Annotated in this window: 13 protein-coding genes; 7 read left to right on the forward strand and 6 right to left on the reverse strand. The window is 54.4% G+C overall.

Annotated elements, in window-relative coordinates; translation table 11 throughout:
- Window positions 1–238 precede the first annotated feature (238 nt).
- From SK35_RS18425 to ybbA, 3 genes are all read right to left on the reverse strand, one after another.
- On the reverse strand, window positions 239–1,372 hold the full coding sequence (locus tag SK35_RS18425; protein ID WP_048214766.1) for a porin: 1,134 nt from the start codon (window positions 1,370–1,372) through the stop codon (window positions 239–241).
- A 186-nt stretch (window positions 1,373–1,558) separates the two neighbouring features.
- Window positions 1,559–3,973, reverse strand: coding sequence for a putative ABC transporter permease subunit YbbP (gene ybbP, locus SK35_RS18430; protein ID WP_048214767.1), 2,415 nt, complete (start codon window positions 3,971–3,973; stop codon window positions 1,559–1,561).
- Window positions 3,970–4,656: a putative ABC transporter ATP-binding protein YbbA gene (gene ybbA, locus SK35_RS18435; RefSeq protein WP_008783992.1), complete on the reverse strand. Its 687-nt coding sequence runs from the start codon at window positions 4,654–4,656 to the stop codon at window positions 3,970–3,972. The genes ybbP and ybbA overlap by 4 nt, the downstream gene beginning before the upstream one ends.
- Here ybbA and tesA point away from each other — a divergent pair.
- From tesA to SK35_RS18450, 3 genes are read left to right on the forward strand one after another with little or no spacing between them, the layout of a single operon-like run.
- Complete coding sequence (gene tesA, locus SK35_RS18440; protein ID WP_003021850.1) at window positions 4,624–5,250, forward strand: multifunctional acyl-CoA thioesterase I/protease I/lysophospholipase L1; 627 nt, start codon at window positions 4,624–4,626, stop codon at window positions 5,248–5,250. The two genes, ybbA and tesA, sit on opposite strands and share 33 nt — an antisense overlap.
- Window positions 5,251–5,278: 28 nt before the next feature.
- Complete coding sequence (locus SK35_RS18445) at window positions 5,279–6,049, forward strand: SDR family oxidoreductase (RefSeq protein WP_003835790.1); 771 nt, start codon at window positions 5,279–5,281, stop codon at window positions 6,047–6,049.
- A gap of 58 nt (window positions 6,050–6,107) precedes the next feature.
- Window positions 6,108–6,962: a co-chaperone YbbN gene (locus SK35_RS18450; protein WP_048214768.1), complete on the forward strand. Its 855-nt coding sequence runs from the start codon at window positions 6,108–6,110 to the stop codon at window positions 6,960–6,962.
- Window positions 6,963–7,067: 105 nt separating this feature from the next.
- Here the strand turns inward: SK35_RS18450 and fetB are convergent, their stop codons facing one another.
- Entirely contained in the window at window positions 7,068–7,847 is a 780-nt protein-coding gene (gene fetB / locus SK35_RS18455) for an iron efflux ABC transporter permease subunit FetB (protein ID WP_048214769.1), read from the reverse strand.
- Window positions 7,834–8,511 carry an iron efflux ABC transporter ATP-binding subunit FetA gene (fetA, locus tag SK35_RS18460; RefSeq protein ID WP_048214770.1) on the reverse strand — a complete coding sequence of 226 codons (678 nt, stop codon included), beginning with the start codon at window positions 8,509–8,511 and terminating at the stop codon, window positions 7,834–7,836. Before fetA ends, fetB begins: the two co-directional genes overlap by 14 nt.
- 133 nt (window positions 8,512–8,644) lie before the next feature.
- On the opposite strand from fetA, the gene SK35_RS18465 reads away from it, so the two are divergent.
- From SK35_RS18465 to SK35_RS18480, 4 genes are read left to right on the forward strand one after another with little or no spacing between them, the layout of a single operon-like run.
- Entirely contained in the window at window positions 8,645–9,562 is a 918-nt protein-coding gene (locus tag SK35_RS18465) for an SPFH domain-containing protein (protein ID WP_003831073.1), read from the forward strand.
- The gene (locus SK35_RS18470) at window positions 9,559–10,017 is read left to right on the forward strand and encodes an NfeD family protein (protein WP_048214771.1); all 459 of its coding nucleotides are present in this window, start codon (window positions 9,559–9,561) and stop codon (window positions 10,015–10,017) included. Before SK35_RS18465 ends, SK35_RS18470 begins: the two co-directional genes overlap by 4 nt.
- A gap of 19 nt (window positions 10,018–10,036) precedes the next feature.
- Window positions 10,037–12,181 carry a hypothetical protein gene (locus tag SK35_RS18475; protein ID WP_048214772.1) on the forward strand — a complete coding sequence of 715 codons (2,145 nt, stop codon included), beginning with the start codon at window positions 10,037–10,039 and terminating at the stop codon, window positions 12,179–12,181.
- Window positions 12,151–12,867 (forward strand): DUF3142 domain-containing protein, encoded by a 717-nt coding sequence (locus tag SK35_RS18480; protein ID WP_048214773.1) that lies wholly within the window; start codon window positions 12,151–12,153, stop codon window positions 12,865–12,867. Before SK35_RS18475 ends, SK35_RS18480 begins: the two co-directional genes overlap by 31 nt.
- Here SK35_RS18480 and cueR read toward each other — a convergent pair.
- Window positions 12,864–13,274, reverse strand: coding sequence for a Cu(I)-responsive transcriptional regulator (cueR, locus tag SK35_RS18485; protein WP_048214774.1), 411 nt, complete (start codon window positions 13,272–13,274; stop codon window positions 12,864–12,866). The two genes, SK35_RS18480 and cueR, sit on opposite strands and share 4 nt — an antisense overlap.
- Between the last annotated feature and the right edge of the window lie 50 nt (window positions 13,275–13,324).

Below are 13,324 nucleotides of genomic sequence, written 5' to 3' on the forward strand. Positions count from 1 at the left end.
GTGTCATGTCTCACGCCGTTCTTGCGACGTTGTTCTTGTTGGCCCGTTAACAGGCTGATTGTTAACATGACACAGATCACAACCTGCTGTCCTTGAAATTATTTCATGATGTTGCAGAGTATGTTTTTAAATGAAAGAAGGTATGAAAAAGCCGGATGTCGGCACAAGTGCCTTATCCGGCCTACAACAGCTTTCTTAGGCCCGATAAGCGCAAGCGTATCGGGCGGCAGGCGTTCGATTAGAAGTCGTAACGCAGACGAACCAGGTTCATGTCACCCAGATTGTCGGTGCTGGAGGTAAAGACGTGTTCGTAGTCAACACGGAAACCGTAATCCAGCTGGAAGCTGATCCCCACGCCGTTGTCGGTACGCAGGTAGTTACGGCCATTCACGTACTCAATACGGTCGCCCATAAAGTACGGCTGAACGGATTTCAGCGCATATTGACCCACCGGGAAGGTGTAACCGGCGAAGTATTCCAGACCCCAGGCGTCACCGGCAAAGTAGTCGTTAACAGAGACTTTTTTGGTGGTCATGAAGTTTTGATACCAACCGCCGCCCATCGAGAAGGTCCAGTTGTCCGGTTTCCAGCTCAGCGCGGTACCGACGATGTTTTGATCGTAGGTTTTGCTGGTGTTGCCACGCATTTCCGCGCGAGTGTAGTTCCACGCCGTACCCCAGGTCAGGTCATCGGTAATGTGATAATCCACACCCAGTGAGCCGCCGCCTTTACGCTTGTAGCGCAGACCGTTGTTCGGGTTGTAATCATCGCTGAACAAATAAGATGCATAGAGATCAACATCCCCCACCGTTTTCTTATACTTCAGAGATTTACGTGTACGATAGGAACCGTCATAGTCGCCATTAATACCGTTACCTGGAGCCTGACCAATCATGTCATAGTCCCAGATATCCGTTTTCGCACCGACTACATCATAGTAAATGCTGTTTTGTTGACCGAAGGTCAGCGTACCCCAGGTTGCACTCTTCAGACCGGTGTACAACATACGACGCGTGGTATCGTTGGCACCGTCAGCGTAGTGGTTATCCCAGTTGAACATCGCCGGGAAGTTGACGCCCAGCTCGTAGTAGCTCACCCAACTGATATCATCAAACAGATAGTAGTCAGCGGCAAAGCGGAAACGTGTACCGCCATCGAAGCCATTACGTTTGTAGCCATTCTTACCATCGTCACCGGCCATATTCTGGAACTGCGGACGAATACTGCCGCCGACGGTGAAGTTAAGACGGCTCAGCGGGTTGCCCGCCTGCGGATCTTGTTTCAGGACCGTGATTTCCGCCTGTGAAGCGAAAGTCGTTAATGCCACTGCTGCGCCGATCGATACCGCCAGCGCTGTTTTTTTTATAGTCATTATTTATACCTTGATAGATAGCCTGCCAATTATTCAGCACACAAATATTAACGTTTATTAATACTCTCGTGTTGTTGGGTTTTTATTGTTCTGTTCTGTTAAATATCAAGGAGTTATCAATTTGTGCTACATAGAAAAAAAGACGCACCGATTTTAAAACCGGTGCGTAATCATCACGAATATGAATTAACTACTGAACTGACGGAACAGCGCTTTACCTTTTAGCAGACGTGAACCGAGCCATCCGCCGCATAAAGAGAGCAGCAATGCTCCACTAAATGGTAATACTACCCACAGTCGCCAGTCTGGCCCCCACGGGAAATCAAACACTTTGGTTTGCAGTACCGCCAACGCTGTTTCCGCACCGATGGCCGCCACCAGTCCGGCAACCATCCCGAGCATGGCGAACTCGCACCACAGCGTGGTACGCAGCAGCTTCTTACCTGCTCCCAGCGTGCGCCAGACCACCAACTCCTGATGACGCTGACGCATCCCCACCTGAACCTGCGCCAACAGCAACAACATGCCGCAGGCGGTAACCAGTACCACCATCACTTCCAGCGCTCTACTTACCTGCTCCAGCACCTGCCCTACCTGTTTGAGGATGGCGCCAATATCCAGCAGGCTGATGGTCGGGAATTCGCGGTTAAGCTGCGTCAACATGCCGTTGCCGTTCTCCCAACGAAAGCTGGTTAACCAGCTCTGGGGCTGATCGTCCAGCGCCCCGGCAGGGAAAATAAAGAAGAAATTAGGCCGCAGGCTTTCCCAGTCCACTTTACGCAGGCTGCTGACCGTGGCGCTGAAATCCTGGGTATCGCCCATAAAAGTCACCCGATCGCCGAGTTTGACGTTCAGCCGTTTCGCTAACCCCTCTTCCATCGACACTTCGCCCGCTTTTGGCGGCCAGCTTCCGGCGGTTATCGGGTTATGATCCGGTCGGGTATCCTGCCAGGTCAGGTTAAGCTCGCGGTTCAGCGCCTCATCCTGATTGCCTTCGGTCGGCTTCTCATTGATCGCCGTCAGACGCGCCCGCACAATCGGATAGAACGATTCCGGGATCACCTGATGTTCCGACAAGAATGACTTCAGCGGTACAACCTGCTCACTGGCAATGTTGATCAAGAAATAATTGGGACTTTCCGGCGGCATTTGCTGCTGCCAACGGTCGAGCAGATCGCCGCGCAGTACCAGTAACAACGCCAGCAGCATAAAGGAAAGCGAAAATGCCGATAGCTGGCTGAGCGTTGACCACGGCTGGCGCAACAGTCGACTGACCGCCAAACGCAACGGCAGTGAGGAAAGCGTCAGACCACGCAGCACGTTGAGCAGCATCCAGCCGAGCACCCCGCACAACAGCGCCAGTACCACCGCACCAGCCAGTACCGCCCACAGCAGCGGACTTCCGCCCATCAGTCCAGCAAGCAGTGCAATCACGACTATCACTACCACCGGCAAATAAAACTTCAGCGGCCAGACGTTTGCCACCACGTCACGGCGCAGCACCCGCAGCGGCTGCGTCGCCAGCAGCAGGCGGTAAGGGCGTAACCCGACCAACAGCGAAATCACCGTCATGGTGCCTAGTGCCCATAGCCACGGCCAGGGGCTGGCAGGCGGTAGTTCTCCAGGCAGAACCGGCTTGAGCAGTAGCACCAGCACGCGCTCAAATAGCAGTCCGAACAGCCCGCCGGTCAAGCCAGACAGCGCCAGCACCATCAGCCATTGACCAACAATCAGCCTGCGCAGTTGCGCTCTGCCCGCGCCGAGGGTTTTCAGTATAGCCACCAGATCGTAACGGCTGCGGCAATAATGGCTCATCGCCACAGCAACCGCGGCGACCGCCAGCAGCAGCGTTAACAGCGCCGACAACAGCAGGAACTGTTGCGAACGCTCCAGAGATTTCCCCAGCGCGCCTTCATCCTGCTCCAGCCCGTACCAGCGCTGTTCAGGCTTTAGCTGCGGCAACAGCCATTTTTCGTAGGCGTCCAGTTGCTGCGGCGTTCCGCCAAATTTATAGCGCCAGGTCACGCGGCTTCCCGGCTGGACCGCCGCCGTTTTTTCGACATCCGCCATGCTCATCATCAGACGCGGTGCTATCTGGAACGGATTAAAACCAGAGTCCGGCTCCTGCACCACCTCCCCGGCAATGCGCAGCGTGGCATCACCGACGTCAATAGAATCACCGATTTTTAGATTGAGCAGCGCCATCAGACGCGGGGCCAGCAACACCATGCCCGGCTGTGGTTTCAACCCCGGTGGATTAGTTTGTAACGTGCCGTACATCGGATACACGTCATCCACCGCTTTGACATTCGCCAGCTGCGGCGTATCCCGGGCAAAAGTCATGGTCGCAAAAGTCAGCTGCTCGCCGACTTTCAAACCCCGCTGTCGCGCCTCGTCAATCCACGCTTTCGGCACGGTACGCGAACTTTGTAGCGACCGATCGCCCGCCATAAACTCACGGCTTTGCTGGCTCAGCCCTTTTTCCATACGGTCGCTGATATTGCCCAGCGCCAGCACACAGGCTACCGCCAGGCTTAGTGCCAGCCAGACAATCAGTAATGAAGGCGAGCGCCATTCGCGCCAGAACCAGCGTGCAATCATGCCTCCTCCTGCAACTGTCCATTCACCAGACGTAAGCGCCTGTCGCAACGCGCCGCCAACTGCGGGTCATGCGTCACCAGAATCAGGGTGGTGCCGTGTTCCCGGTTCAGAGAAAACAGCAGGTCGGCTATTTTGTCTCCGGTCTGGCGATCGAGGTTGCCTGTCGGCTCATCGGCAAACAGCACATCCGGACGCCCGTTAAACGCTCGCGCCAGCGCCACGCGCTGCTGCTCCCCGCCGGAAAGCTGGGCCGGAAGATGATCAAGACGTTTTCCCAGTCCCAGTTGTTCCAACAGCGTTTTTGCCCCGTCACGACTTTTTCCGCTATTTTCGCCGCGCAACAGCGCGGGCAGTTCGACGTTTTCCAGCGCGTTGAGGGTCGGAATTAACATGAATGACTGGAAGACAAAACCCACGTGCCGCGCCCGCAGCTGCGCCCGGGCTTCTTCGTCCATGGTGTGCAGCGCCTGCCCCACCAGGCTGACTTCACCGCTGGTGCCATCGTCCAGCCCGGCGAGGATCGCCAGCAGCGTGGATTTCCCCGATCCCGACTCGCCAATCAGCGCAATGGTCTCGGCGCGTTTGACAACCAGTTCAACTCCGGTAAGGATGGATAGCTCATGATCACCCTGACCGACGGATTTCTTAAGATGATGAACTTCAACAATGTTTTCCGCTGGCATTGGCCTTTCCTGTTCCTGGTCCTGTTAACTTTCCGCGCCGCCGCAGCGGACACGTTATTAATTCTGGGTGACAGCCTGAGCGCCGGATACCGAATGTCCGCCAGCGCCGCGTGGCCTGCGCTACTTAATGATAAATGGCAAACCAAAACGCCAGTGGTGAATGCCAGCATTAGCGGCGACACCTCGCAGCAGGGCCTGGCCCGTCTGCCTGCATTACTCAAGCAGCACCAGCCGCGTTGGGTACTGGTCGAACTTGGCGGCAACGATGGCCTGCGCGGCTTTGCGCCTGCGCAAACCGAACAAACCCTGCGCACGATTTTGCAGGACGTGAAAGCGGCAAATGCCGAACCGCTATTAATGCAAATTCGTCTGCCGGCAAACTACGGTCGCCGTTATAATGAAACCTTTAGCGCGATTTATCCAAAGCTCGCCAAAGAGTTTGATATCCCTCTGCTGCCCTTTTTTATGGAAGAGGTTTATCTGAAACCCCAGTGGATGCAGGATGATGGTATTCATCCTAACCGTGACGCCCAGCCGTTTATCGCCGACTGGATGGCGCAACATCTCACACCTCTAGTAAATCACGACTCATAAAACAACGGAGATCCTGACAGGTAAAGTTATGCAAAAATCGGTCTTAATAACAGGATGTTCCAGCGGAATCGGCCTGGAAAGCGCGCTTGAGCTAAAGCGCCAGGGTTTTCAAATTCTGGCAGGCTGTCGCAAACCTGACGATGTCGCGCGTATGAACAGCATGGGATTCACTGGCGTGTTGCTGGATCTGGATTCACCCGAAAGCGTGGATCGTGCCGCCGATGAAGTGATCGCCCTGACCGATAATCGTTTATATGGGATCTTTAACAACGCCGGATACGGTGTCTATGGCCCACTGCCCACCATCAGCCGTGAACAGATGGAACAGCAGTTTTCCGCCAACTTCTTTGGCGCACATCAGCTTACCATGCGCCTGTTACCTGCCATGTTACCCCACGGCGAAGGGCGCATTGTGATGACCTCCTCGGTGATGGGATTGATCTCAACGCCGGGACGCGGCGCCTATGCCGCCAGCAAATATGCACTGGAAGCCTGGTCCGACGCACTGCGTATGGAACTGCGCCACAGCGGGATTAAGGTCAGCCTGATTGAACCCGGCCCCATCCGTACCCGCTTTACCGAAAACGTCAACCAGACCCAGAGCGATGCTCCCGTTGAAAATCCCGGCATTGCCGCGCGTTTTACGCTGGGACCAGAAGCGGTTGTCGCCAAAGTGCGTCATGCGTTTGAGAGCGATAAACCAAAGCTACGTTATCCGGTTACGCTGGTGACGTGGGCAGTGATGCTGCTTAAACGCCTGCTGCCAGGCCGCATAATGGACAAAATTTTACAGGGTTGAGTTGAAGCTCGCGCGTCAGCCCCCATGTAACAAGAAATCGACAAAAGAGAGTAACTCCATGTCCACACAGAATATTGTTAACATTAACGAATCGAACCTACAGCAGACCCTTGAACAGTCGATGACCACCCCGGTCCTGTTCTATTTTTGGTCTGAGCGCAGCCAGCATTGTCTGCAATTAACGCCGGTACTGGAGAGCCTTGCCGCCCAGTATAACGGTCAATTTATTCTCGCTAAGCTTGACTGCGACGCCGAACAGATGATCGCCTCCCAGTTTGGTCTGCGCGCGATCCCTACGGTTTATCTGTTCCAGAACGGCCAGCCAGTGGATGGATTCCAGGGCCCGCAACCGGAAGAGGTTATTCGCGCACTGCTGGAGAAAGTGCTGCCGAGCGAAGAAGAGCTGAAAGCACGCCAGGCTATCGAATTCATCGAAGCCGGTAATCACGCGGATGCGCTGCCACTGCTGAAAGAAGCCTGGCAGATCTCCAACCAGAGCAGCGAAATCGGTCTGCTGCTGGCGGAAACGCAAATCGCCCTGAACCGTTCTGATGAAGCCGAAGCGGTACTGAAAACCATTCCGTTGCAGGATCAGGACACCCGCTATCAAGGGCTTATCGCACAGTTCGAACTGCTGAAGCAGGCCGCTGATACGCCGGAAATCCAACAGTTGCAACAGCAGGTCGCCAGCAATCCACAGGATGCGGCGCTGGCAACGCAGTTGGCTATTCAATTGCACCAGGTCGGGCGCAACGAGGAATCGCTGGAATTACTGTTCAGCCACCTGAAGAAAGATCTTACGGCTGCCGATGGTCAGGCACGTAAGACCTTCCAGGAGATCCTTGCCGCACTGGGCACGGGCGATGCGCTGGCCTCGAAGTATCGCCGCCAGCTGTACGCGCTGTTGTACTAATTGGTTCATCATGCCCGATGGCGCTACGCTTATCGGGCCTACAAACACAACCAACACCTCATTCCCGTCGGCCGGATATGGCGGTAGCCGCCATACGGCATCACATCACGGTTTCTTTAATGGCGTCACCACCAGTTGGTGGCGCGAATTATAGAACTTCCGATAGGTTAAATAGCAGGCAATAATGGTCGACAGGCTGGCGGTTGATAGCAGCATAAACGTCACCATAATCTGATACTTAATCGCTTTTACCGGGTCAATACCTGCAAAGATCAATCCCGACATCATCCCCGGTAAACTCACCAGCCCCACTGTCTTCGCTGAATCGATAGTCGGAATCAGCGAGGCGCGAATGCTGTCGCGAATCAGCGGCGCAGAAGCCACCTTCGGCGTTGCGCCGAGGCTGAGTTTTTCCTGAATTTGCTGCTGCTCGCTGTTAAACCGCTGCCCCAAATTGTTGTAACACAGCCCCACCGCCACCATCGCATTACCTGCAATCATGCCGGAGATCGGGATGACCTGCATCGGCGTGAACTCGATAGAGCCTGACAGAACCAGCACCGAAAGCGTTAGCCCCGCCCCCGCCGTAATGGCAATAAACGACGAGAGAAAAGCTTTATCAATATATTTACTGCGCTTTTGCGCGTTATAGGCCGCGTTAAAGCAGATAAACAGCACCATCAATAAGGTCAGAATGCTATGGTTGACGCCAAAAATATATTTCAGCACGTAGCCCACGATAATAAGCTGAACCACTGCCCGGCAAACGCTCCAGAGAATATCTTTTTCCAGCGCCAGCTTTTCTTTGTTGCTGATCAGTATCGCGACCACCACCAGCATCATCGCTAACGCCAGGGATTCATTGGTAATATTATGCTCGTTCATTGCTGACTTCCTGCATTTCTCCGGCGTGCGGTTGAAGAGTGATGACATTATCCGCGTGATTAATCTCATCTTTATCGTGCGTCACCCACAGCACGGCAATATTCTTGTCGCGAACATAGTGGTGAATTAATTCGTTCACGTTACGTTTGTTGGACTCATCCAGTGCGCTGGTGATTTCATCAAGCAGCAGGATTTTCGGCAGAAACTGCAAATTACGAATTAACGAGACGCGCTGCTTTTCGCCACCAGATAGCTCATTGATATTTTTTTTCAGGATCGTCTCGGGCAACTGAAAACGAGCCAGATCTTCCAGAAACACATCCGGTTCCGGGCGTTTATCGCGGATTTGCCAGGGAAAAATGAGGTTGTCGTAGACGGTATCACCGAACAAAGCGGGCGTTTGCGCGCAATAAGAGACCTGCTGGCGATAAGCTTCAGGCTTAAGCGTTGATATCTCCTTACCCTCAAAAAGGATTTCACCGGAACTCGGGCTAATTAACGACGCGACTATCTTGAGTAACGTACTTTTACCGCAGCCGGACTGGCCGGTAATCAGCTTAAATTCTCCGGCGCGGAGATCAAAACAGATGTTATTAAGAATCTGCGTCGCCCCTGCCTGCCATGCGACATTTTTTAACTGAAGCAGAATGCTGCTTTCTTCCATTACCAATCCCTTTTTACATCTTTCGTGCAGATAGTCTATCCCTGTAATTTATTATAGGGGAGCCCACCTTGATAAATCGGGTATAATTTGACTAATGAGGCAGTAAAGGACAGCACAACAGGAGGTTTCATCAATGCTCATTTTTATTCCTATTCTTATTTTTGTCGCGCTGGTGATCGTCGGCGCAGGCGTCAAAATCGTCCCGCAGGGATATCAGTGGACGGTAGAGCGTTTTGGCCGTTACACCAAAACCCTGCAGCCGGGTTTAAGCCTTGTTGTACCGTTCATGGACCGCATTGGTCGTAAGATCAATATGATGGAACAGGTGCTTGATATCCCCTCTCAGGAAGTCATCTCCAAAGATAACGCCAACGTCTCGATTGATGCTGTGTGCTTTATTCAGGTGATCGACGCGCCGAAAGCCGCGTATGAAGTCAGCAACCTGGAACTGGCGATCATCAACCTGACCATGACCAACATTCGTACTGTTCTCGGCTCGATGGAGCTCGATGAAATGCTCTCCCAGCGCGACAACATCAACACGCGCCTGCTGCATATCGTTGATGAGGCAACCAATCCCTGGGGCATCAAAATCACCCGTATTGAGATCCGCGACGTGCGTCCTCCGGCAGAACTTATCGACGCCATGAACGCGCAAATGAAAGCCGAACGTACCAAGCGCGCCTACATTCTTGAAGCCGAAGGGATCCGTCAGGCAGAAATCGTTAAGGCCGAAGGTGAGAAGCAGTCGAAAATCCTCATCGCGGAAGGTGAACGTCAGTCCGCATTTTTACAGGCTGAAGCGCGTGAACGTTCCGCAGAAGCAGAAGCCCGCGCAACACAGATGGTGTCTGAAGCCATTGCCGCCGGGGATATTCAGGCTGTGAACTACTTCGTGGCTCAGAAATACACCGAAGCGCTGCAGCATATCGGCTCGTCAAATAACAGCAAAGTGGTGATGATGCCGCTGGATGCCAGCAGCCTGATGGGTTCCATTGCCGGGATCGCCGAACTGGTTAAGGACAGCGCCAGCGAGCGGAAAAAATCATGATAGCGATGATTCTGGTGCACCCGCATATCTTCTGGCTCAGCCTCGGTGGTCTGTTACTGGCCGCCGAGATGCTGGGCGGCAACGGCTATCTGCTGTGGAGCGGCGTGGCAGCGGTGATTACCGGTCTGGTCATCTGGCTCGTTCCACTAGACTGGGCGTGGCAGGGGGCAATGTTCGCTGCCCTCACCCTACTGGCGGCCTGGCTGTGGTGGAAGTGGCTGGCAAGGCGCGTTCAGGAGCAGCAGCCAGCCGATAGCCATCTTAACCAACGTGGACAACAGTTAGTTGGCCGTCGATTTACTCTGGAAACTGACCTGGTCAATGGTCGCGGACATATGCGCGTCGGCGACAGTTCCTGGCCCGTTAGCGCCCGTGACGATTTGAGCGCCGGAACGCAGGTTGAAGTCATTGCCGTTGAGGGAATCACCCTGATTATAAAAGCGGTATCACACTAAAAAGACAGGAAATAAGACTATGGTCAGGAAGACACCCCTTGCCTTTGCCCTTTGCACATTGCTGACCGCCGCCCCGCAGGCATTCGCTTCGTTCGATATGGAAGACTGCAAATGGAGCGACGACAGCTGCCTGCTGAAGGGAACGCCGACCTTTAACCCTGAAAACGACAGCCGCGACAACCTGCTGCGGCTGCTGAGCCAGGAAAAATCATTTGCTCTGCCCGTGCAGTCGATGCCCGCAGACATCACTCGCTCCCGCGATTTCTATTTTGCCTATCACCCGCAATGGGATGAGGCTGCCCCGCAAACAGCGGCAGCTCAGGCATCCGCCGCGGACAGCCCTCTCTCCCGACAGATGGCCGAGCTGAACATTAGCGCCGACGAAATAAACATCAATGACGCTGAGCTAGAGAACCGTCATGTTTCGAATAACGCCGAGAGCGTTAGCGCCTTTTTTGCCGCGCTGTTGGCCGATTCCACATTAACAGCGGAACAGCGTCAGGCCTTAGCCCAGGCGCGTACAGGACTGCTTTCCGGAGCAACCCGCGAGCAAATTGAGTCTTCTCTTGCCACCTTCCCGGCAGATTCTCAAGCTCTGCCCTATAAAAGCTATCTGGCAGCAGCTGCCAGTTTCTATGCCGGTGATTATGCCAGTGCCGAACGGGATTTCACTCAGCTTGCTACAAGCGACCGTCCGTGGCTGGCAGAGACCGCGCAATACATGCTGATGCGCACGGCGTTGAACAAGAGCAGTCAGAACAGCGTGGGCGAGTACGGCGATTTTGATATTGCGAAAATTAATCGCGAGGATGCCACTCAGGCTCAAGAGTTAGCGCAGGCCTATCTGCAGCGTTTTCCCCAAGGACTCTACGCTGACTCTTCACGAGGCATGTTGCGTCGCATCAACTGGTATTTACAGTCATGGCCGCAGCTGGCCGGGTTGTATGAACAGACGCTAAAGCAGTCGGCTGACGCACGGCAACTGCGCGAAAATGTCATCGAATACGATAATGTCTATGGCATGGCGTTCTACGACCAGTCCGTCGTTGAGGCCTTCCCCGACGCGCCGCGAGTCAGCTATATCGAACTGCTACGCGCGCTGCGCCTGGATAACAACAGCAAACCCACGCTGACGCAGGCACAGCTCGACGCCAGCAAACCGGTGTTTGAACAGAGCCAAAAACTGCCGCTATGGCGCGATCTGCAACTGAATCTGTGGCTGGCAACGGGCAACTACGCGGCAATTATTCAGACAGTTACGCCAGCGCAGAAACTTGCCGCTCACGATACCCTCGCCTTCAGCGAACAGGTGCTGTACGGCGAAGCGTTGATGGGCCAGAAGAAATGGGCCGAGGCGCGCGATTTTTGGCAGCAGTTGTTAAAACTCAGCCAGGATAACGAACAGCAGCAATATGTGCAGGCTAAGCTTGCCGCCACGCTGGTATATAGCGGCGATGTGGCGGCAGTTTTCGCACCGAATAGCGCGGTGACCAACCTGCGCTTTCGCTCGCAGGTGCTGAAAACGCAGGCCACGCCAGAACTGCTGCGCCAGCAGGCCGTTCATGGCCCGAATAACGAAGAGCGTACCATTGCGCTGCATACGCTGCTGGTGCGGGATCTTACAGAGAATCGTTTTGGCGACTGGCTTACTGACAGAAAACTGGCCAGCGCGATTACATCACCGGTCATTGGCGAAGCGTTTGCTGACGTTAACCTGAGCATATTCGACTGGAATGGCGACACGGCGCAGGCGGGTTATACGTGCCGCAGCCTCAATGAAACGGTAACGGTATTGAGCAAAAAAGCGGATGATGCTCACGCGCTGAACTGCCTTGGCGAATTCTTCCGCACCACGCAAACACATGTTGATCTGTGGAAAAACAGCGCTGGCAACGACGTGCTTGAATCAGCTATTTCGCGTAAGAAACCGTTCGGCCTGTTCGACAGACAGAGCTACTACCAGCAGGTAATCACCTCACCCACCGCGGAAGTCGAAGATAAGAGCTTCGCGCTGTATCGCGCCATCATGTGCTATGCGCCATCAGGCGCTAACGAATGTGGCGGAGAAGACGTGGACAAATTGCAGCGTAAGGGCTGGTTCACCCAACTGAAAACGCAGTATCCGGGAAGCCCGTGGGCGCAAAAACTCAAATATTACTGGTAACCGCACTGCTTCTCGGCCAGGCACAGGCGGCGGATATCGTCGCCGCCCGTGAACATTCAGCCTTCTGGCTGTGGTCTGGGGTGAAAGCCAGTGACGAGCTGAAAGACGCGCAAACGGTTTATCTGCACCAGGGCGAGGTACTGGTTCGTTCCGGTAACGTGGTGTTCCAGCGCCTCGGACTGCCGGTCAGTCGTCTGTCTTTTCCCTCAATCTGGCTGACCGTACGCTTTACAACCCTCGACGTACCGGAAGAGATCCCGGCGCGTATCATACGGTTGATGCAGCGCTGGCAGATCGCCGGGAATCACGTCGTCGGCCTGCAGGTTGATTTTGACGCTGCGACCCATCAACTGACCGACTACGCCCGCTTTCTGCAGCAACTGCGCCAACAGCTCCCGGCCGAGTTTGCGCTAGGCGTAACCGGACTACTGGATTGGGCAAAAACGGGCGACGTCGCTACGCTGAACGCGTTGGCGGTCGATGAACTGGTGGTGCAAAGCTATCAGGGGCGTCACACGGTGACGAATTATCAGGCGTATCTACCCGCGCTGAGCCGCCTGCGCATTCCATTTAAACTGGGACTAGTGCAAAACGGTAACCGGGACCCACTGGCTGAAGCGCAGCTTGAGAAATCCCCGTGGTACCGCGGCACGGTGGTGTTTATGCTTAATCCCTCTCGCCGTTAAGCCTTGGCTTTGTGATGACTGCAACCGGAGAGATTATCCATGATCGGACATTCAGCACTGTCATCGCCAGGGCAACTGTCTGCCAGCGCCAGCAAATGCAAGCGCATGGCCTGCAATTCTCTGATATGCCGCTCAATGTCAGCCACCTTTTCCAGGGTGCGCTTTTTCACATCCGCGCTATGACGCGCCGGATCGTTAAACAGGTTTACCAGCTCGCCGCACTCTTCCAGGTTAAACCCAACCTGCCGCGCCTGACGCAGCAACGTCAGTTCATTCAGATGCTGTTGGTTGTAAGTGCGATAGCCATTGTCACTACGCAGCGGCGGCGTCACCAGTCCTTTCTCTTCATAAAAGCGAATGGCTTTGCTGGTTAAACCGGTTTTTTTAGCAACATCGGATATATTCACATCTCCCCCCTTGACCTTCCCCTTGATGGAAGGTTTAACCTTTATAACAG

The sequence above is a fragment of the Citrobacter sp. MGH105 genome (genome assembly GCF_001037485.2).
Taxonomy (GTDB): domain Bacteria; phylum Pseudomonadota; class Gammaproteobacteria; order Enterobacterales; family Enterobacteriaceae; genus Citrobacter; species Citrobacter portucalensis.